Below are 19614 nucleotides of genomic sequence, written 5' to 3'. Positions count from 1 at the left end.
CAGCTCCTTCGGGTCACACGGGGTTCGGCTTGGCCAGCTGGACGTCGACGCGCCGGACGAAGGCGTCGAAGCCGGCCGCGGCGTCGGAGCCGTTCAGGTACACGCTCTGCACGGTCTCGAGGAAGTAGTTCTGGAAGTCGCTGCCCGAGCCGGTGAACCACGCCTCCGGGTCGTAGTTGAGGATCTCCGCGGCCGGTGCGTAGTGCGCCTGCGGCAGCAGCGCCTGGTAGTCGGGGCTGTCCACGATCGGCTGGTACGCGGGGATGTGGCCCGCCTCCGCCCAGCCGAGCGAGTTCTGCAGCAGGTCCGCGACGAACTGGTAGCTCGCTCGGCGCTGCTCGGGGTCGGGCGTCGACTGGTGCGGCAGGGTGAACGCGTGCGAGTCGGCATACGCGGCCGGCGTGCCGAACAGGGTCGGGATCGGCTGGGCGTCGATCGACAGCCCGGAGTTCTTGGCGGTCGGCAGCTCCCACACACCGGTGAAGAACATGCCGCTCTCGCCGGACATGAACTCCGAGACGGCCGTCCCGTAGTCGCCGCTGGCCGTCGCCACGGTCCCGTCGAGCAGCTGCTGGATGAACTCCAGCGAGGCCACCGCGGCGTCCTTGTCGACCACCGCCTTCTCCCCCGACAGGTCGAAGTCCGCACCGTGCTGCTTGTAGAACGTGTAGAAGAGTCGCCACATCTGGGCGCCGTCGCCCAGGTACCCGTAGGACAGCCCGTGCTTGCCGGTCACGGCCTGCATGGCCCTGGCCACCTCGAGGAACTGGTCCGGGCTCTCGATCGGCGCCAGCTGCCCGTCCGACCCGAGCACCCCGGCCTGGTCGGCCACGTCGAGGTTGTACATCATGACGAACGGGTGGGAGTCGAGGGCGATGGAGAACTGCTCACCCTCCAGCCCGCCCTTGGCCCAGACGCGCTCGAGGAAGTTCGACTCCTCGACGCCGAACTCCGCCAGCAGGTCGAGGTCCCACGGGTCCAGCAGGCCGCCCGGCGCGTACCCGGCGACGCGGGACGCGTGCATGATCGCCACGTCCGGGGAGCGCCCGCCTACGCTCGCCATGGCCAGCTTGGTGTAGTACGGCGCACCCCAGGCGAGCACGGTCTGCGTGGCCTCGTAGCCGTGGTCGAGGCCGTTCACGTCCTCCACCAAACCCGCCATGTTGATGCCGTCGCCGCCGCTGAGCAGGTGCCAGTAGGCGAGCTCCCGGGCTCCGCTCGCCGACGCCGCGGGCGCGCAGCCGGCCAGGGACGAGGCGGCGGCGACACCGCCGACCGCCGCGAGGGACCCGAGGAGCATCTGCCTGCGGGTGAGCCCGGGGCCGGGTGGAGCGGCCGCTGCTGCGGTCAGGCGCCGGGGCGCATAGCGGTGCGGATCCATGCCCTCACTCCTTCGTGAGACACGTCGGACGTCGTCGTCGGTGCGGGTCCGGCGACGGCGCCGTGCCCGATTCGCACGTTACATCGTTGCAACCGCGGGGCAACCCGACGGGCGCACATGGTCCGCACAGGGCGACCACCGGCCGGTCACGGGACGCCCCGTACTCTGGGCGCCATGCTGATGACGACCGCACTCACGGCCGCGGGGCCGATCGGGGCCCTGGGGCCCGACTTCCTCGATCCGCAGCACCTGATCGACTCGTTCGGGACGTGGGCGCTCGTCGGCATCCTCGCAATCATCTTCGTCGAGGTCGGCCTGCTCTTCCCGATCCTGCCGGGCGACTCCCTGCTGTTCACCGCGGGCGCGCTCGTGGCGCAGGACGACCTCACCGTGAACATCAGCATCTGGGCCCTGGTCCTGCTGCTCATCGTCACCGCCTACGCGGGCACCCAGACCGGCTACCTGATCGGCCGCACGCTGGGGCCGAAGGTGTTCAGCAAGCCGGACTCCCGGTTCTTCAAGCAGCGGTACATCGACCAGACGTACGCGTACTTCGACAAGTACGGCGGCCGGACGCTGATCGTCGCTCAGTTCATCCCGTTCGTGCGCACGTACGCGTCCGTCGCGGCCGGCGTCGGGCGGATGCCGTACCGGCACTTCGCGTTCTTCAACGCGATCGGCGTCATCCTGTGGGCGGGTGGCGTGACCATGCTCGGCTACCTGCTGGGCAACATCACGTTCATCAAGAACAACATCGAGGCGCTCCTGGTCCTCGTCGTGCTCATGTCCGTGGCGCCCGTCATCGTCGAGGTGTGGCGCAAGAACCGCCACGCGAATAAGCTGCGCGCGGCCGGTCTGCCCGTGGACGAGGACGGCCGGGACCCGCGGTACGACGAGCAGGCCGAGCGCGAGGCCGTCGAGCGCAAGGCGTTCGACGCATGACGCACCAGGGGCCGCGCGAGATCCGGTCCTGGCTCTCGGACATGGACGGCGTGCTCGTGCACGAAGGCACCGCCCTGCCCGGCGCGGCCGAGTTCATCAAGGCACTGCGCGAGGGCGAGCGGCCGTTCCTCATCCTCACCAACAACTCGATCTTCACCACGCGGGACCTGCGCGCCCGGCTGGCCGCGTCGGGCATCGACGTGCCCGAGGGCGCCATCTGGACGTCCGCGCTGGCCACCGCGCAGTTCCTCACCGACCAGATGCCGGGCGGCTCCGCCTACGTGATCGGGGAGGCGGGTCTGACCACCGCCCTGTACGAGGCCGGCTACACGCTGACCGCCGCCAAGCCGGACTTCGTGGTGCTGGGCGAGACCCGCACCTACTCGTTCGAGGCGATCACGCAGGCCATCCGCCTCATCCAGGGCGGCGCGCGGTTCATCGCCACGAACCCCGACGTGACCGGCCCGTCGGCCGAGGGTGACTTCCCGGCCACCGGCGCGGTCGCCGCGATGATCAGCGCCGCCACGGGCCGCCAGCCGTACTTCGTCGGCAAGCCCAACCCGATGATGATCCGCTCGGCGCTCAACCGCATCGACGCCCACTCCGAGACCACCGTGATGGTGGGCGACCGGATGGACACCGACGTGGTCGCCGGCATCGAGGCCGGGCTGCGCACGTTCCTGGTCCTGACCGGCTCCACCCGGCTGGCCGACGTGGAGAGCTTCCCGTTCCGGCCGACCGAGATCCTGAACTCGGTCCAGGACCTGATCGAGCGGGTCTAGAAGCTGACCTCGGGCGCCGCGCGCACGCTGGGCTCCTCGACCTCGAAGTACTCGGCGCGCTGGAAGCTGAACATGTTGGCGATGACGTTGGCGGGGAACGTCTCCACCTTGGTGTTCAGCTCCCGGACGTTCGCGTTGTAGAAGCGGCGGCCGGCGGCGATGCGGTCCTCGGTGTTGGTGAGCTCGGCCTGCAGCTGCTGGAAGTTCTCGCTGGCACGCAGCACCGGGTAGTTCTCGGCGACGGCGAACAGCCGGCCGAGAGCCTGGGTGAGCTGGTTCTCCTGCGCGGCCTGCTCGGCGGGACCGGAGGCGGGTCCGGCGGCGGCCGCGCGGGCGCGCGTCACCTCGTCGAACACCCCGCGCTCGTGGGCCGCGTAGCCCTTGACGGTCTCGACGAGGTTCGGGATGAGGTCGTGCCGGCGGTGCAGCTCGACGTCGATCTGCCGCCACGCCTCCTGCACCAGGTTCCGCAGGCGGACGAAGCCGTTGTACGTCGCGACCGCCCACAGGAGCACGATCACGACGATCACGGCGAGGACGATCAGGACGATGACACCGGTGGTCACGGCAGGGCCTCTCAGCGGACGGGCAGGTCAGGCGATCGTAGCGTCGGGCGGCGGCGGGACGATCGTGGTCGGCGACGGGTCGTGGCCGTGGTCCTGCCAGACGTGCCGGGGGATCGAGTCCACGACCGCCGCGAGCAGGCCCAGCCGGGAGGCCAGCCGGTCCACGTCGGTGCTCCCGGGCTCCCACGAGAGGATCTCGGTGCCCTCGATCCGCCACGCGCTGCCCAGGGCGTCGGCCCGCAGCAACCGCTCCATGAGGCGGGGGTGCAGGATCGCGTGGCCGACGCGCGGGTCCGACGCCGCCACCCGGTACGCCTCGTTGAACGCCTCGGACTCGAACTGCAGGTCCCGCGCGCCCAGCATCTTGACCAGCTTGGCGCCCAGGCCCTCCGGCGTCACCTCGACGGTGGGCAGGAACGCCGGCAGCGCCAGGGCGACGACGTGCGCGTGGTGCGTGCTGCGGCTCTTCCCGCTGCCGGTGGTCCACGCGTACGTGAAGGAGAGCGCGTCGCGGGACCGGAACGAGCCGCGCAGGACCTCTGTCGCGTTGCGGTTGCTGCCGACGCCGAACGGCTGGTCATGCGAGAGGTCCGCCAGGGACCGGTCGAACTCCTGGTAGGTCCACCCGTGCGCGGCCGCCCACTGCCGGAACCGCTCGTGCCGCTTGCGCTGCAGCCACATCCCGAGGACCAGCAGGCCGACGACGACCGCCCCGAAGCCCAGGACGAGTGCGAGCTCCACCGGCTCAGCCCAGGCCGAGGTCGGTCAGGCTGAACAGCGAGTGGTACGGCACGCCGAGCGCCTCGATCCGCTCCTGCGCCCCGGTGGCCCGGTCGACGATCACTGCAGCGCCGACCACCTCGGCGCCGGCCCCCCGTGCCGCCTCGATCGCGGTGATGGCCGATCCGCCCGTCGTCGACGTGTCCTCGACGACGACGACCCGGCGGCCCGCGATGTCCGGGCCCTCGATGCGGCGCTGCAGCCCGTGCGCCTTGCCCTCCTTGCGGACGACGAACGCGTCGAGGTCCAGCCCCCGCGAGGACGCCGCGTGCAGCAGCGAGGTCGCGACGGGGTCGGCGCCGAGCGTGAGCCCGCCGACGGCGTCGATCTCCGCGGTGCCGAGGCCGACCTCCTCCAGCCGGTCCAGCAGCAGGTGCCCGATCAGCGGGGCCGCGCGGTGGTGCAGCGTGACCCGGCGCAGGTCGACGTAGTAGTCGGCCTCACGACCGGACGACAGGGTGACCTTCCCGTGCACGACCGCGAGGGTCTTGATGAGCTCGAGCAGCTGCTCGCGGGGCGTCGGGGAGAAAGTCACGGCGGCCAGGCTACTCGGCGGGCGCGTCCTGGGTGTCCTGGTCCTGGAACGCCCGTCGGTAGCGGCCGAACGCGCGGACGGCCGCCCGGGGGGCGATGCGCGCGGCGGCTGACAGCGTCCGGTAGCGCAGGCTCGGCGTCGACAGGACGGCACCGCGGCGGACGTCGGCGAGCGCCGTGGCCACCACGTCCTCCGGGTTCAGCCAGGCGATCTCCGGGTAGGCGGTCATGTCGATCTCGCCGCGCGCGTGGAACTCCGTGTGCACGAACCCGGGGTTGAGCGAGGTGGCGGTGACGCCGGTGTCGCGCAGCTCGACCGCGAGGCTCTCGGTGAACACCCGCACCCACGCCTTGTGCGCGGAGTACGTGCCCGAGGTGAGCAGGGCGGCGACGGACGCGACGTTGAGGATGGCCCCCCGGCCGCGCCGGACCATGGCGCCGGCCGCAGCGTGCGAGAGGACCATGACCGCGGTGACCATGACCGCGAGCGCGGCCTCCTCCTGCTCCAGGTCCCCCGTGACGAAGCGCTGGTTGAGCCCGAGGCCCGCGTTGTTCACCAGCAGCCCGACGGGACGCTCGTCGGCCCGCAGCCGGTCGGCCACCCGCTCCACGTCGGCGCGCACGGACAGGTCCGCGACGAGCACCTCGGCACGGATCCCGGCGGCCGCCTCCAGCTGCGCGGCGAGCCGGCGCAGGCGCTCCTCGTTGCGGGCGACGAGGACGACGTCGTGCTTGGCCGTGGCCAGCTGCCAGGCGAACTCCAGGCCCAGGCCTGCGGACGCCCCGGTGATCAGTGCGGTTGCCATGGGCCCACCCTACGGAGACGCCGGTGCAGCGCGCGCGCTCCCGACACGCGTGGCCGCCGCCGACCACGCCATGAGTCACGGGACGGGCACGTGCCGCGTCACCCAGGGCTTGGTCGGCCCTGTGGATCTGCGCCCGGGGGCGTCAGCGGCGGCACGTAGGGTGTGCGCGTGACTGACGGGTGGGGTGGCGACGTGCCGGACTGGCCTCTGGACGAGGAGCCGCCGTTCGACCCGTCCTACGACGCCGCACCGCCGGAGCACGACACCGTCCCTGTCCGCGCTGCTCGGCCGGACATCCCGCGCGAGGTCGCCCAGGTGCTCGATCCCGAGGCAGCCCTGGCCGCCGCGGCCGAGGTGCTGCGCGGCGTGTGGGGGTACGACGCGTTCCGCGGTGAGCAGGCGGAGATCATCGACACCGTCGTCCGCGGCGGTGACGCCCTGGTGCTCATGCCGACCGGCGGCGGCAAGTCGCTGTGCTACCAGGTGCCGGCGCTGGTCAGGCAGGGCACGGGCGTCGTCGTCTCGCCGCTCATCGCCCTCATGCAGGACCAGGTCGACGCCCTCTCGGCGCTGGGGGTGCGCGCCGGGTTCCTCAACTCCACGCAGCAGTCGCACGAGCGCCGGCAGGTCGAGGACGCCTACCTCGCCGGTGAGCTGGACCTGCTGTACCTGGCGCCCGAGCGGCTGCGGGTCAGGGAGACCATCGAGCTGCTGGACCGCGGGACGGTCGCCCTGTTCGCCATCGACGAGGCGCACTGCGTGTCCCAGTGGGGGCACGACTTCCGCCCGGACTACCTGCAGCTGTCGATGCTGCACGAGCGCTGGCCCGAGGTCCCCCGGATCGCCCTGACCGCCACGGCCACCGAGCAGACCCACGCGGAGATCGCCCAGCGGCTGCAGCTCGGGGACGCCCGGCACTTCGTCGCCAGCTTCGACCGGCCCAACATCCAGTACCGCATCGCGCCCAAGGACAAGCCGCGCGACCAGCTGCTCAACCTGCTGCGCACCGAGCACGAGGGCGACGCCGGCATCGTCTACTGCCTCTCGCGGAACTCGGTGGAGCAGACCGCGCAGTTCCTGGTCGACCACGGCGTGCCGGCGCTGCCGTACCACGCAGGGCTCGACCGGCTGGTGCGGGCCCGGAACCAGAGCAGGTTCCTGCGCGAGGACGGCATCGTGATGGTGGCGACCATCGCGTTCGGCATGGGCATCGACAAGCCGGACGTGCGGTTCGTCGCTCACCTCGACCTGCCCAAGTCCGTGGAGGGGTATTACCAGGAGACCGGCCGCGCCGGGCGTGACGGGCTGCCGTCGACCGCCTGGCTCGCGTACGGGTTGCCGGACGTGGTGCAGCAGCGCCGGATGATCGACACGTCCGAGGGCGACTCGGCCCACAAGCGCCGGCTGACCGCGCACCTCGACGCCATGCTCGCCCTGTGCGAGACGGTGTCGTGCCGCCGCGTCCAGCTGCTCAACTACTTCGGTCAGCCCTCGCAGCCGTGCGGCAACTGCGACACCTGCCTGACCCCGCCGGAGTCGTGGGACGGGACCGTGGCGGCGCAGAAGCTGCTGTCGACCGTGGTCCGGCTCGAGCAGCGCGGGCAGCGGTACGGCGCGGGGCACCTGGTCGACATCCTGCGCGGCAAGGTGACACCGCGGGTGACGCAGCTCGGTCACCAGGACGTGTCGACCTTCGGGCTCGGGCAGGACCTGTCCGAGGGCGAGTGGCGCGGGGTGGTCCGGCAGCTGCTGGCCATGGAGCTGCTCGGGGTGGACTCCGACGGGTACGGCACCATCCGGCTCTCGCCCGACAGTGCGGAGGTGCTGCGCGGGGCGCGCGAGGTGCGGCTGCGGCGGGAGACCGAGAAGGTCGTCCGGACCCGGGGCACGCGCGGCGCACGGGCCACCGCGGCCGCGGACCTGTCGGACGACGCGCTGGAGCTGTTCGAGGTGCTGCGGGCGTGGCGGGCGGGTGTCGCCAAGGAGCAGGGCGTGCCTGCGTACGTGGTGTTCCACGACGCCACCCTGCGCGAGGTGGTCACGCAGCGGCCGACGTCGCTGGAGGCGCTCGGCGGGATCAGCGGGATCGGTGCGGCCAAGCTGGAGCGGCACGGCCCCGGGCTGCTCGCCGCGCTGGCCGGCGTCGGCGCTGCCTGACCCTCAGTCGAGCGAGCCCGTGAGCCGGCGCAGCGCGGCCAGCCCGTCCGGGGTGCCCGGCCAGTGGCGCAGCACCGCGTCGGGTCCGGCACGGCGGACCACGGAGCGGAGCACCAGGGCGACGACGACCGCGTCGTCCGCGTAGCCGATCACCGGGATGACGTCGGGGACCAGGTCGATCGGCATCGCGAGGTAGCCGAGCAGCAGCCACAGGCGCACCCGGACGCCGTGCGGGAGGGTGGCGTCCGCGGCCAGCCGGCGCAGCAGGCGCACCACGTCGGGCAGCAGTCGCACCAGGTCCCGCAGGCGCACCTCGTCGGGTCGGGTGAGCCAGAGCGCGGCGACGAGCGCGAGCCACAGCAGGAGCAGACCACCGGCGACGCCGACGATCGTCCAGGCCCAGTCCGGCATCGCCACCTCCGCTCGTCGGCCAGCGTACGAGCCGAGTCCGCTGGACACGCCCTGCTGGGATGGGGGCATGTTCCGGTACGAGCGTGATCCGCGGGTGGGCGACTGGCTGCGCCTGCGGCTGGGCCCGTTCGGGCCGGCGGTGGGGTCGCTGGTCCCCCGTGGGTTCGCGGCGTACGCGCGGGTGCTGCACCCGATGGCCGACGAGGCGCAGCGGCCGGTGCGCTGGGCGGAGGTGGCCGCGGCAACCGGACGCGTGCTGCACCCGACCGCGCAGTCCTGGCGGCTGATGCGGCGTTCGGCACCGTTCGGCGGCTCGTGGTCGGGACCCGACGCCGTGCAGGGTTCCCTGCCGGAGCTGCGGGCGGTGGCTCGGGTGCTCGGTGCGCACACCGCACCGGACGAGGATCTCGTCGCGGCGTTCTGGGAGGGCACCTCCTGGGAGGGCGGGATGATGCTGTTCGCCTGGGTCGGGGAGCCCGACGGCGAGCTCCCCCCGCCCCGTCCGGCGCCACCCGAGCTGGATCCGGACGTGCTGCACGGTCCCAAGCTGGGCCTCCCGCACCGCGCGTACCTGCTGTTCCGCGCGACGCCGGACGACCTGGTGGCGCTCGCCGACGGGCAGGCCCGCGCGGACGTCGACCCGTTCCGGCCGGGCTGGCGGACGCCGAACCTGCTGTGGCCGGCGGACCACTCGTGGTGCCTGGCCACCGAGGTGGACCTGGACTCCACCGTGGTCGGGGGGTCGAGGGCGCTGGTCGGCGACCTGCTGAGCGCGGCCGACCTCGAGGTGCTGGAGGTCGTCGAGACCGACTCGCTCGGGTACGACGACGACCGGGTCAACGCCGACTGAACCGGCGGCGCTGCAGCTCGCGGACCTCCTCCACCAGCTCGGGCACCGGGCCCTCCACCGGCGTGCCCGGCGCGACGGCGGTGATCGGCAGGACGGCCACGGGCCCGGCGGGAACGCCCCACTCCGCGCGCCACGTCGCACCCTGCCGGGCCGACGTCGCGTAGACGATCCGGCCGAGGCCGACCCACGCGTGCGCGGCGGCGCACATCGGGCAGTGCTCGCCGGACGTGTAGACGGTCGCCGCGGCGCGCTCGTCCGGGGTGAGGTGCGCGGCCGACCAGCGGGCGATCTCGAGCTCGGGGTGGCGGGTCTCGTCGCCGTCCTTGACGCGGTTGCGGTCCTCGAACCGGACCGCGCCGGACGCGTCGACGAGGACGGAGCCGTAGGGCTCGTCGCCGTCGTCGAGGGCCTCGCGCGCGAGGTCGACGGCACGCCGCAGGTGGATCAGGTCGGTCGCGATGATCGCCATGACCCCACCCTGCCACCCGCCCCACCCGCAACGTCCGAGCGGATGTGGGTCAGAACGTGCATCTGCTCGGACGTTGCGGGAGGGCGGTTGCGACGTGGGTCAGGGCGGCGGAGCGTTGCCGGTGGAGCCGCGGATCACCAGGTGGGTCGGGAGCTCGACCGTGACGGTGCCGCCCGGGTGAGTGGGGTCGAGGCGTGCCAGCAGGAGATCGGCGGCCGCGTGACCGGCGCGCTCCAGCGGGGCGGCGATCGTCGTGAGGCCGGGGCGGACCAGGTCGGCGCCGAACACGTCGTCGCAGCCGACGACGCTCATGGCGCCGGGCACGTCGAGCCCGCGCTCGGCCAGCCGGTCCAGGATGCCGAAGGCCAGCAGGTCGTCGAACGCGAGGATGGCGGTCACGCCCGCGTGCAGGGCGGCGTCGGCGGCGGACGCCCCGTCCTCGCGACGCGGCACGAACGGGCCCATGCCGACCACCTCGACACCCAGCCGCTTGGCCGCCGTGCGGAGCACCGCCCGCCGGCGCCGGTCCGACCAGGACGCTCTCGGGCCGCCGGCGTAGGCGACCCGGCGGTGCCCGAGCGACGCCAGGTGCGCGAGCGCCTGACCGGTGCCGCCGGCGGTGTCCACCAGGACGCCCGACTGGTCGGGCACCGGGCGGTTCACGGTGACCATCGGGAACTCGTGCGACCAGGCGGTCAGCCGGTCGTCGTCGAGCCGGGAGGCCGCCAGGACGGCGCCGTCGACGGTCGGGCGCAGCGCGCGCAGGGCACGCTCCTCCGCCTCCACCGACTCCTCGGCGTCGACCAGCACGTGCACGTACCCGTCCGCCCGCAGCCGGGCGGCGGTGCCGCGCACGATGCCGAAGAAGTAGGGGTTGGTGACGTCGGGGACGACGAGCGCGACCATCCGCGTGCGGCCGGAGCTCAGGGCGCGGCCGGACGGGCTCGGCGCGTAGCCGAGCTCGCGGGCGGCCTCCCGGACGCGGATCGCCGTGCGCTCGTTCACGCGGCCCGGCTTGGTGAGCGCGCGGGAGGCGGTCGAGATGGCCACGCCACTGGCGGCCGCGACGTCGCGGAGGGTGGGTGGCCTGGGCATCGGTCCTCGTCGTGAGTCGGGGCGTCGCGGACCGACCGGCCCGGCGCGGTCCCCATCGTGGCGACCCATGACCGATCTGGCAATACCCGGCAAACGTTTGTCCTGGACGGGTGTCACGCCTACGGTGGGTCAGGACGCAGGACCGGAGCAGCGCCGACGGTGTCGTCGGCGGATCGGAGCGCAGTGCCCACCCAGAACTCCACCCCCCTCCACGGCTCGGCGATCCGGTCGGCGGAGGTGCTGGTCACCAGCCCCGACCGCAACTTCGTCACCCTGCGGCTCACCACGCAGGACGGCGTCGTCGGGCTGGGGGACGCGACGCTGAACGGGCGCGAGCTGTCCGTGGCGTCCTACCTGGCCGACCACGTGGTGCCGCTGCTGATCGGGCGGGACGCCCACCGCATCGAGGACACGTGGCAGTTCCTCTACCGGTCCGCGTACTGGCGGCGGGGACCCGTGACCATGGCGGCGATCGCCGCGGTCGACGTGGCCCTCTGGGACATCAAGGCGAAGATCGCGGGGCTGCCCCTCTACCAGCTGCTCGGCGGGGCCAGCCGGACCGGGATCATGGCGTACGGGCACGCGAGCGGACGGGACCTGCCCGAGCTGTTCGACTCCATCCGGCACCACCAGGAGCTGGGCTTCCGCTCCATCCGGGTGCAGACCTCCGTGCCGGGCATCACGGCCGTCTACGGGGTGGCCGCCCAGCCGTCGTCGGCGGGCCGCTACGACTACGAGCCTGCCCAGCGCGCTCCCCTGCCGGTCGAGGAGGACTGGGACACCCGCGCCTACCTGCGGCACATCCCGTCGGTATTCGAGGCCGTCCGCAACGAGTTCGGGCCCGAGGTCCCGCTGCTGCACGACGGGCACCACCGGATGACCCCGATCCAGGCGGCCCGCCTGGGCAAGGACCTCGAGCCGTACGACCTGTTCTGGCTGGAGGACTGCACGCCCGCGGAGAACCAGGAGGCGCTGCGCCAGGTCCGCCAGCACACCACCACCCCGCTGGCCATCGGCGAGGTGTTCAACACCGTCTGGGACTACCAGACGCTGGTCCGCGAGCAGCTCATCGACTACGTGCGCTCCGCCGTGACGCACACCGGCGGGATCAGTGCCCTGCGCAAGATCCTCGACTTCGCCGCGCAGTACCAGATCAAGTCCGGCATCCACGGGCCCACCGACATCTCCCCCGTCGGCATGGCCGCCGCGCTGCACCTCGACCTGGCGATCCACAACTTCGGCATCCAGGAGTACATGCAGCACGGCGCGCGGACGAACGAGGTGTTCCAGCAGTCGTTCACGTTCGAGGACGGCTACCTGCACCCCGGTGCCGAGAACGGTCTCGGCGTCACCTACGACGACGACGCGGCCGCACGGTTCCCGTACCAGGCGGCGTACCTGCCGTTCAACCGGCTCAAGGACGGGACGGTGCACGACTGGTGAGTACCCACCCGATGTGGCTGCCCGACGAGGTCTTCCGGCCGCTGGGCTCGCGGCGCGTGCTGGTGGCGGTCGGGCCGGACGACGGGCCCGTGGCGCAGACCGTGGTCGACGAGGTCGCGGCTGCCACGGAACGGTTCGGTGGCAGCCTGACCACGACGACCGAGTCGGATCCCGTGACCGCCGAGGTCGCCGCGTCGCAGGACGTGATCCTCGCGATCGTGCCCGGCGTGGCGGTGGCCGGCAGCGCCGCCACCCGGATGGTGCCCCGTCCCGGTACCGCGGAGCGGCACGACCCGTACCTGCCGGCGATCGCGGCAGTGCTCGGCGAGCGCTTCACGCTCCTTCGGTGGGCGACGATCGGCTCGGACTCCTTCACGACCCTCCGGGTCGGCCGCACCACGCTCGTGATGGCGGACGGAGCAGCCGGCCTGCTCTACGGGATGCACGCCCTGGTCCGACGAGGCGATTCCGCGTTCGCCGACACCGAGGGCGAGACGTGGTGGGACGGACCGGTCCACCCGATCCGCATGCTCGACCACTGGGACAACACCGTCGTCCACCCGGTCATGGGCCAGGTGGAGCGCGGGTATGCCGGCGGCTCGATCTTCTGGTCCGAGGGTCGGGTCCGCGACGACCTCTCGCGGGTCGCGCAGTACGCGCGGCTGCTCGGGTCGGTCGGGATCAACGCGGTCGGGCTGAACAACGTCAACGTGCACGCGGCCGAGGCGCGGCTGCTCACCGACCACGTCGGCGACGTCGCCCGGCTGGCCGAGGTGTTCCGGCCGCACGGCATCCGCGTGTACCTGTCGGTGAGCTTCGCGGCGCCCATCACCGTGGGCGGGCTCGACTCCGCTGATCCGCTCGACCGCGCCGTGCAGGACTGGTGGACGTCTGCGGTCGCGCGGGTCTACGAGGCGATCCCGGACTTCGGCGGCCTCGTCGTCAAGGCGGACTCCGAGGGGCAGCCCGGCCCGTTCGCGTACGGCCGCGACCACGCCGACGGTGCGAACCTGCTGGCCCGGGCGCTGGCGCCGTTCGGCGGGACGGTGTTCTGGCGCGCGTTCGTGTACGACCACCACCAGGACTGGCGCGACCGGTCCACCGACCGCGCCCGCGCCGCGTACGACCACTTCACGCCGCTGGACGGCCGGTTCGACGACAACGTGGTCCTGCAGGTCAAGTACGGCCCGATGGACTTCCAGGCGCGCGAGCCGGTCTCCCCCGTGATCGCCGCGATGCCGCAGACCCGGTTGGCGGTCGAGCTGCAGGTGACGCAGGAGTACACCGGGCAGCAGCAGCACGCGGTGTACCTGGGGCCGCAGTGGGACGAGATCCTGCGGTTCCCGCTCGCCGAGGACGGGCGCACGGTGGCGTACCTCGCGGCCGGGCTGTCGCAGCACCACGGACAGCGACCGCCGACCGCAGGCCTCGTCGCCGTCTCCAACGTCGGCGACGACGAGTTCTGGACCGGCCACCCGCTCGCGCAGGCGAACCTCTACGCGTTCGCGCGGCTGGCGTGGGGAGAGGAGGACCCGATCGCGGTCCTCGACGAGTGGATCGGCCTCACGCTGGGCGACGACCCCGCGGTCCGCGCGGCGGTGCACGAGGTGCTCGACGGGTCCTGGCGCACCTACGAGAAGTACACCGCGCCCCTCGGGGTCGGGTTCATGGTCCGCCCCGGCCACCACTACGGGCCGGACGTCGACGGCTACGAGTACACCGCCTGGGGCACCTACCACTTCGCGGACCGCGACGGCATCGGCGTCGACCGCACCCGCGCCACCGGGACCGGGTTCACCGGCCAGTACGCGGCGCCGTGGCGGGACGTCTACGAGTCGGTGGAGACCTGCCCGGACGAGCTGCTCCTGTTCTTCCACCACGTCCCGTACACCCACGTGCTGCACAGCGGCTCGACCGTCATCCAGCACCTCTACGACACCCACGCCGACGGGTACGACGAGGTCGTGCGGATGGCGTCGACGTGCGCGGCTGTGCAGGGGAAGGTGCCGGACGCGTTCTTCGACCGGGTGACGCAGCGGCTGGCCGAGCAGGAGCGCAGCGCCCGGGAGTGGCGCGACCAGCTGCGCAGCGCGTTCTTCCGCCGCTCGGGCATCCCGGACGCGACGGGCCGCAGGATCTACTGACCTGAGCGAGGATCGACCCCATGGCGATCAGCACGCAGGTCCAGCTCGTCCGTCGCCCACAGGGGTGGCCGGTGCCGGAGGACTTCCGCACCGTGGATGTCGACCTGCCCGACCTCGGGCCCGACCAGGTGCGGGTCGCCAACGCGTTCCTCTCCGTGGACCCGTACATGCGGGGGCGGATGAACGACGCCGAGTCCTACGTCGCGCCCTTCGCGCTCGACGCGACCATGACCGGCGGCGCCATCGGCCGGGTGGTGGAGTCGACGTCGGCGGTCGTGCCCGTGGGCGCCGCCGTGACCCACGATCTCGGCTGGCGCGACCTTGCCCAGGGCGACGCGGCCCAGTTCCGGGTGGTCGACGACGGGGTGCCGCTGTCGGCCTACCTCGGCGTGCTCGGCATGACGGCGTTCACTGCGCACCTCGGGCTTCTGCAGATCGCCGGGATGCAGCCCGGTGAGGTCGTGTTCGTGTCGGGGGCCGCCGGCGCGGTCGGGTCGATGGTGGGACAGATCGCGAAGCTCAAGGGCGCGTCCCGGGTGATCGGCTCGGCCGGGTCCCCCGAGAAGGTCGCGCTCGTGCAGGAGCGCTACGGGTTCGACGCCGCGTTCGACTACAAGGACGGGCACGTCTACCGCCAGCTCCAGGCCGCCGCTCCGGAGGGGATCGACGTGTACTTCGACAACGTCGGCGGCGCGCACCTCGAGGCGGCCATCGGCACCCTGCGCCGCGACGGCCGCGTCGCCGTGTGCGGGGCGATCTCCGGGTACAACGACGAGCACCCGCAGCCCGGCCCGCGGAACCTGGCCCGGATCATCCAGCAGGGCCTGACGCTGCGCGGCTTCACCGTCCCTTTCCACACGCAGCACTACCCCGCGTTCGTCGCGGACATGCGCGAGTGGTTCACCACCGGGCAGATCGCGTACGACGAGACCGTGATCGACGGCCTGGACCACGCGGTCGACGCGTTCCTGGCGATGATGCGCGGGGAGACGACGGGCAAGACGGTGGTCAGGTTGTGAACCGCGCCTCGGCGACCGCCACGACGGGAGCGGCGGTGCGCGCGTAGAGGTAGGTCAGCGGGGCGGCCAGCAGGACGAGGAGCCAGTCGGTGACGTAGGCGGCGGCCGCCGTGAGCACCAGCACCGAGGCGAACCCGAGGGTGACCAGGGGCTTGGCTGCGAGGAAGTAGGCGCCGAGGCGGGCGACGTCACGGGTGCGGAACGAGAACAGGGCGCTGAGCACCAGGGCGTGCGCGGACCACAGGGCGACCAGCAGCGCGACCGCACCGAGGGCGACGCCGAGTGCGGGCGGCAGTCCGGCGCTGCCCAGGTGCGTGAGATTGACGGCCACCACCGCCAGGACGGCGAGCGTAGGCACCCACCAGCGGAGCACGTCGAGGGCGTCCAGGCGGTAGCCGCGCCAGAAGTGCCGGGCCGGGGACAGGTCGCGGTCGCGCGCGAAGACCCGCCACGCGAACAGGGCCGCCGCCACGGACGGACCGAACGGCACGCACGCCAGCGCGACGAGCGGCAGGTTGCTGGCGTCGCGCTCGAGCAGCTGCAGGAGGACCAGCCCGGGCAGTGCGGTCAGGACGAGCATCGCCTCGACCACGAGGAACCAGTAGACGATCGCCGACCAGCGCGGGAGGAAGCCGACGCCGATCTCGTCGTCCGGCTTGGTCGTCATGGCCGTCATCCGACCACACCCAGGAGCCGACGGTCGTCCAGGCCCGGGTGCTCGTCGGGGGTCACCGGGAGCAGCTCGACCAGGGTCACCTCGTGCCGGCCGAGCGTCAGGTCGAGGTCGACGTGGCCGTCTGCAGCAGGCAGTGAGAAGTGGCGGACCACCGGGGCCGACGCGTCGTGCAGCAGGTCGAGCACGCGGTCGGACGGGTGCCGCGGCCGGCCGAGCTCGCGCCAGGCGGACCAGGCGTTCCCCTCCGTCTCGCTCACCGACCGGCGGACGACCGCCACGTCGGACGGCACCGGGATCCGCAGGCGGACCTCGTGCGTCGCGGGCGTCGAGCCGTAGGGGCCGTCGTCGGAACCCCCGAGCGGCTGCCACGCGAGGACCGTCACGCGTCCGTCGTCGTCCCGGCACACCAGGTGGTCGACGCCGCGGGCGAGGACCGACCCACCGAGACGCGCCATGAACGCGTACAGGTGGAACGTCGGCTTGCGCACCTGCCGGTGGGTGAGCAGCCCGAACCCGCCGTGGAAGAGCGAGGTCGGGATGTTCTCCTCCTCGAACACGTCGCAGAACGTCCAGTAGGAGAAGGAGTCGACCAGGTCACCGCCGCCCGCCAGCACGGGGGCCAGGTAGGCGGCGTTCCACGCGGTGTCGTGGATCGGGTTGTCGGGCCGGTAGGAGGTGTTGAACTCGCTGATGTGCACGGGCAGCCCGGCCAGGGCCGTCCCGACCAGGTGCCGGCGCGGTGCGTCGAACTGGTCGAGCAGCGCCTGCGGTGGCTCGAACGTCTGGTAGACGCCGAACGGCACGTGCTGGGCCGGTCCCGACGAGTACGCGTGCCGGCTGACGAAGTCCACGGGCACGTCGCGCGTCGCGACGAAGTCGGCGAACGGCGCCCACCACTCGTCGGCCCCCGGGGACAGCACCGGGCCGCCCACCTGCAGCGACACGTCGACGTCCTTGACCGCCCGCGCGGTGGCCTCGTACAGCCGGAAATACGCGGCCTGGTCGGCGCCCTGCCAGAACTGTGTGAGGTTCGGCTCGTTCCACACCTCGATCGGCCAGGTGCGGACCTCCTCGAGCCCGTACCGGTCGACGAGGTGCCGCAGCAGCGCCCGCACCAGCGCCGCCCAGTCGTCGTGGGAGCGCGGCGGCGTCACGTTGCCCTGCCACCAGAACACCGTCTGGTCCCCCGACGCCAGCGCCGAGGGCATGAAGCCCAGCTCCAGGAACGGCTTGAGCCCGATCCGCAGCCAGGAGTCCACCACCTGGTCCACGTAGGTGAACGTGTACCGGGTGACGCCCTGCGACTCGCGCAGCACCCCCAGGTCGTCGGACAGCAGCCCGTGGCCGCGGATGTACCGGAACCCGATCTCCTGCTGCACCAGCGCGGCGGACGCCTGGTAGTCGGCGCGCAGCGCGAGGTTCAGGCGGCCGGTGCCGACGCACTCGCGCCACGCGGACGGGAGCGGGCCGCTGGGCTGGGAAGGGATCAGGACGCGGTTCATGACAGGACGAGCACCTCGGTCGGGGAGAGGGTCACGGGCTGGCCGAGCTCGACGACGCGGCCGGTCAGCAGGTCGGTGCCCGAGACCTCGGCGGTCACGGTCACCGGCTCGGGTCCGTGGTGCAGGACGAACCGGTGGCGGGTGCCGTCCGGCGACACCCGGTCGACGACCTCGACGCCCTCGTCGTCGGCGTGCGGACCCACGAGCCGGTGCCGGTCGAGCACGCGACGGACCACGTCGGCCACGCCGGCGTCGTCCAGCATCGTGGCGACGTACCAGGCGTCGCCGGCACCGGCCGACGCCCGTGTGACTGCCGGGGAGCCGGCGTAGAAGTCGGCGCCGTACGTTCCCAGGACCGCGGTCCCCTCGTCGGGGACCACGATCTCGAAGACGTGCCGGGCGTCGTGCACGACCCCGTCCAGCGTCACCGGGTTGACCACGGACGGCTGCTGCGCGTCGGTCTCTTCGATCCGCAGACCCAGCAGGTCCCGGAACGGTCCGGGGGCGTCGGCGAGGAACGCGTTGTCGTCCTCGTCGACGCGGCCGGACAGGAACGTGGTGAGGAACGAGCCGCCACGCTCCACCAGAGCGCGCACGCGAGATGCCAGGTCCCCCTTGACGAGGTGCAGCAGGGGCGCGACGACCACGTCGTAGGAGGACAGGTCCGCGGTCACCGGGACGACGTCGACCAGCGCGTTCAGGTGCCACAGCGCCCGGTGGTAGGAGCCCAGCACGTCGAGGTAGCGGACGTTCCGGTTGGGGCCGTCGGACATCTCCGCCGCCCACCACGAGTCCCAGTCGAGCAGCAGCGCCACCCGCGCGGGGGTCCGGGCACCGAGCGTCGCGTCGCCGAGCGCGGCCAGCTGCGCACCGAGGGCCGCGACCTCCCGGAACACCCGGGTGTCCGTGCGGCCGCCGTGGTCGAGGACGGCACCGTGGTACTTCTCGCAGGCGCCGCGCGACTGCCGCAGCTGGAAGAACAGGGTGGCGTCGGCGCCGTGCGCCACGGACTGCCACGTCCACAGCGCCAGGACGCCGGGACGCTTGACCGCGTTGACGTCCCGGCTCGCGGTGGTCGACGGCGTCTGCTCCATCACCCAGAACGGCGCTCCCCCACGCAGGCCCCGCATCGCCCCGTGCGCCAGGGCCATGCGCGCGGCCGTCCGGACCGGCGACGGGTCCTCGGGCGGGTAGTTGTCCCAGGTGGCCAGGTCCAGGTGCGGCGCCCACCGGTGGTAGTCGACCGGCTGGTAGAGCCCCATGAGGTTCGTCGTGACGGGGGTCTCCGGGACGTGCGCGCGGATTGCCGCCTTCTCGGCCAGGAAGCCCCCGAGCAGCGCGTCGGACATGAACCGGCGGTAGTCGAGGGTGATGCCCTGGAACGCGGTGTGGTTCGGGCCGCGCCAGTGCTCGGAGAGCGCCGTCGGCGGCTGGACCTGGGCCCAGTCGGTGAAGACGTGCGACCAGAACGTCGTGTTCCAGGCCTCGTTGAGCCGGTCCAGGGTGACGTAGCGCTCCCGCAGCCAGACGCGGAACGCCGCCGCGCACAGGTCGCAGTAGCAGGCGCCGCCGTACTCGTTGCCCACGTGCCAGGCGACGATTGCGGGGTGGTCGCCGTACCGCTGGGCCAGCCGGCCGGCCATCGCCACCGACAACCGGGCGAAGGCCCTCGAGGAGGGGCAGTGGTTGTGACGCTGGCCGTACACGTGCCGCCGGCCCTCGAAGTCGACGCGGCAGGCGTCGGGGTGCGCACGGGCCAGCCACGGCGGCATCGCCCCGCTCGGGGTGGCCAGGACGATGCGGCGGCCCTCGGCGGCCGCCCGCTCGACGATCGCGTCCAGCGTCGTGAAGTCGTAGCGGTCCTCCGCGGGCTGCAGGTGCGCCCACGCGAAGACGCCGACCGTCACCGCCGTGATCCCCGCCAGGTCGAACGCCGCGTGGTCGTCGTCCCACACCTCGCGCGGCCACTGCTCGGGGTTGTAGTCGCCGCCGTACAGGATCTGGTCGCTCATGGTCCTCCAGGGACAGGCCGGCCCCGCGGGAACGCGGGGCCGGCC

General features: G+C 72.7%; 18 protein-coding genes. 7 read left to right on the top strand and 11 right to left on the bottom strand.

Features of this window, described 5'->3' with window-relative positions; genetic code table 11:
- Positions 1–13: 13 nt before the first annotated feature.
- On the bottom strand, positions 14–1381 hold the full coding sequence (locus tag RYN42_RS03380) for an extracellular solute-binding protein (protein ID WP_315093720.1): 1368 nt from the start codon (positions 1379–1381) through the stop codon (positions 14–16).
- Positions 1382–1555: 174 nt separating this feature from the next.
- On the opposite strand from RYN42_RS03380, the gene RYN42_RS03375 reads away from it, so the two are divergent.
- Together RYN42_RS03375 and RYN42_RS03370 are read left to right on the top strand one after the other, a co-directional pair.
- Positions 1556–2323 (top strand): VTT domain-containing protein, encoded by a 768-nt coding sequence (locus tag RYN42_RS03375; RefSeq protein WP_315093719.1) that lies wholly within the window; start codon positions 1556–1558, stop codon positions 2321–2323.
- Positions 2320–3105 carry an HAD-IIA family hydrolase gene (locus tag RYN42_RS03370; RefSeq protein ID WP_315093718.1) on the top strand — a complete coding sequence of 262 codons (786 nt, stop codon included), beginning with the start codon at positions 2320–2322 and terminating at the stop codon, positions 3103–3105. Before RYN42_RS03375 ends, RYN42_RS03370 begins: the two co-directional genes overlap by 4 nt.
- Here RYN42_RS03370 and RYN42_RS03365 read toward each other — a convergent pair.
- From RYN42_RS03365 to RYN42_RS03350, 4 genes are read right to left on the bottom strand one after another with little or no spacing between them, the layout of a single operon-like run.
- Positions 3102–3671 carry a LemA family protein gene (locus RYN42_RS03365; protein ID WP_315093717.1) on the bottom strand — a complete coding sequence of 190 codons (570 nt, stop codon included), beginning with the start codon at positions 3669–3671 and terminating at the stop codon, positions 3102–3104. The genes RYN42_RS03370 and RYN42_RS03365 overlap by 4 nt on opposite strands.
- A 27-nt stretch (positions 3672–3698) precedes the next feature.
- Positions 3699–4412, bottom strand: coding sequence for a hypothetical protein (locus RYN42_RS03360; RefSeq protein ID WP_315093715.1), 714 nt, complete (start codon positions 4410–4412; stop codon positions 3699–3701).
- A 4-nt stretch (positions 4413–4416) separates the two neighbouring features.
- Positions 4417–4986 carry an orotate phosphoribosyltransferase gene (gene pyrE, locus RYN42_RS03355; protein WP_315093713.1) on the bottom strand — a complete coding sequence of 190 codons (570 nt, stop codon included), beginning with the start codon at positions 4984–4986 and terminating at the stop codon, positions 4417–4419.
- 10 nt (positions 4987–4996) lie between these two features.
- Complete coding sequence (locus RYN42_RS03350; protein WP_315093711.1) at positions 4997–5791, bottom strand: SDR family NAD(P)-dependent oxidoreductase; 795 nt, start codon at positions 5789–5791, stop codon at positions 4997–4999.
- A 162-nt stretch (positions 5792–5953) separates the two neighbouring features.
- Between RYN42_RS03350 and recQ the strand changes: the two genes are divergently transcribed.
- A complete protein-coding gene (gene recQ / locus RYN42_RS03345) occupies positions 5954–7948 on the top strand; it encodes a DNA helicase RecQ (protein ID WP_315093710.1) in 1995 nt (664 codons plus the stop codon).
- Between the two features lie 3 nt (positions 7949–7951).
- Here recQ and RYN42_RS03340 read toward each other — a convergent pair whose 3' ends face one another.
- Positions 7952–8359, bottom strand: a complete 408-nt coding sequence (locus RYN42_RS03340) for a DUF1232 domain-containing protein (protein ID WP_315093708.1) — start codon at positions 8357–8359, stop codon at positions 7952–7954.
- A 67-nt stretch (positions 8360–8426) separates the two neighbouring features.
- Here RYN42_RS03340 and RYN42_RS03335 point away from each other — a divergent pair, with 67 nt between their 5' ends.
- Complete coding sequence (locus RYN42_RS03335; protein ID WP_315093707.1) at positions 8427–9209, top strand: hypothetical protein; 783 nt, start codon at positions 8427–8429, stop codon at positions 9207–9209.
- On the opposite strand, the gene RYN42_RS03330 is transcribed toward RYN42_RS03335, so the two are convergent.
- Entirely contained in the window at positions 9196–9678 is a 483-nt protein-coding gene (locus tag RYN42_RS03330; protein WP_315093705.1) for a nucleoside deaminase, read from the bottom strand. The genes RYN42_RS03335 and RYN42_RS03330 overlap by 14 nt on opposite strands.
- Before the next feature lie 99 nt (positions 9679–9777).
- Positions 9778–10773 carry a LacI family DNA-binding transcriptional regulator gene (locus tag RYN42_RS03325; protein ID WP_315093703.1) on the bottom strand — a complete coding sequence of 332 codons (996 nt, stop codon included), beginning with the start codon at positions 10771–10773 and terminating at the stop codon, positions 9778–9780.
- A 183-nt stretch (positions 10774–10956) separates the two neighbouring features.
- Here RYN42_RS03325 and manD point away from each other — a divergent pair, with 183 nt between their 5' ends.
- From manD to RYN42_RS03310, 3 genes are read left to right on the top strand one after another with little or no spacing between them, the layout of a single operon-like run.
- The gene (gene manD / locus RYN42_RS03320; protein ID WP_315093701.1) at positions 10957–12216 is read left to right on the top strand and encodes a D-mannonate dehydratase ManD; all 1260 of its coding nucleotides are present in this window, start codon (positions 10957–10959) and stop codon (positions 12214–12216) included.
- Positions 12213–14360: an alpha-glucuronidase gene (locus RYN42_RS03315; RefSeq protein ID WP_315093699.1), complete on the top strand. Its 2148-nt coding sequence runs from the start codon at positions 12213–12215 to the stop codon at positions 14358–14360. Before manD ends, RYN42_RS03315 begins: the two co-directional genes overlap by 4 nt.
- A 20-nt stretch (positions 14361–14380) precedes the next feature.
- The gene (locus RYN42_RS03310; RefSeq protein ID WP_315093697.1) at positions 14381–15379 is read left to right on the top strand and encodes an NADP-dependent oxidoreductase; all 999 of its coding nucleotides are present in this window, start codon (positions 14381–14383) and stop codon (positions 15377–15379) included.
- Here RYN42_RS03310 and RYN42_RS03305 read toward each other — a convergent pair.
- The 3 genes from RYN42_RS03305 to RYN42_RS03295 are packed head-to-tail and all read right to left on the bottom strand — an operon-like array spanning position 15369 to position 19569.
- Positions 15369–16046, bottom strand: coding sequence for a DUF624 domain-containing protein (locus RYN42_RS03305; RefSeq protein ID WP_315093695.1), 678 nt, complete (start codon positions 16044–16046; stop codon positions 15369–15371). The genes RYN42_RS03310 and RYN42_RS03305 overlap by 11 nt on opposite strands.
- Before the next feature lie 5 nt (positions 16047–16051).
- Complete coding sequence (locus RYN42_RS03300) at positions 16052–17557, bottom strand: GH39 family glycosyl hydrolase (RefSeq protein WP_315093693.1); 1506 nt, start codon at positions 17555–17557, stop codon at positions 16052–16054.
- Positions 17554–19569 carry a beta-galactosidase gene (locus tag RYN42_RS03295; protein ID WP_315093691.1) on the bottom strand — a complete coding sequence of 672 codons (2016 nt, stop codon included), beginning with the start codon at positions 19567–19569 and terminating at the stop codon, positions 17554–17556. The genes RYN42_RS03300 and RYN42_RS03295 overlap by 4 nt, the downstream gene beginning before the upstream one ends.
- Positions 19570–19614: the final 45 nt, after the last annotated feature.

Origin of the sequence: uncultured Cellulomonas sp. (assembly GCF_963527515.1) — a bacterium.
In the GTDB taxonomy this organism is placed as follows: Bacteria; Actinomycetota; Actinomycetes; order Actinomycetales; family Cellulomonadaceae; genus Cellulomonas.
The sequence above is the reverse complement of the archived record's forward strand: the minus strand, read 5'-3'. Positions and strand labels throughout refer to the sequence as shown.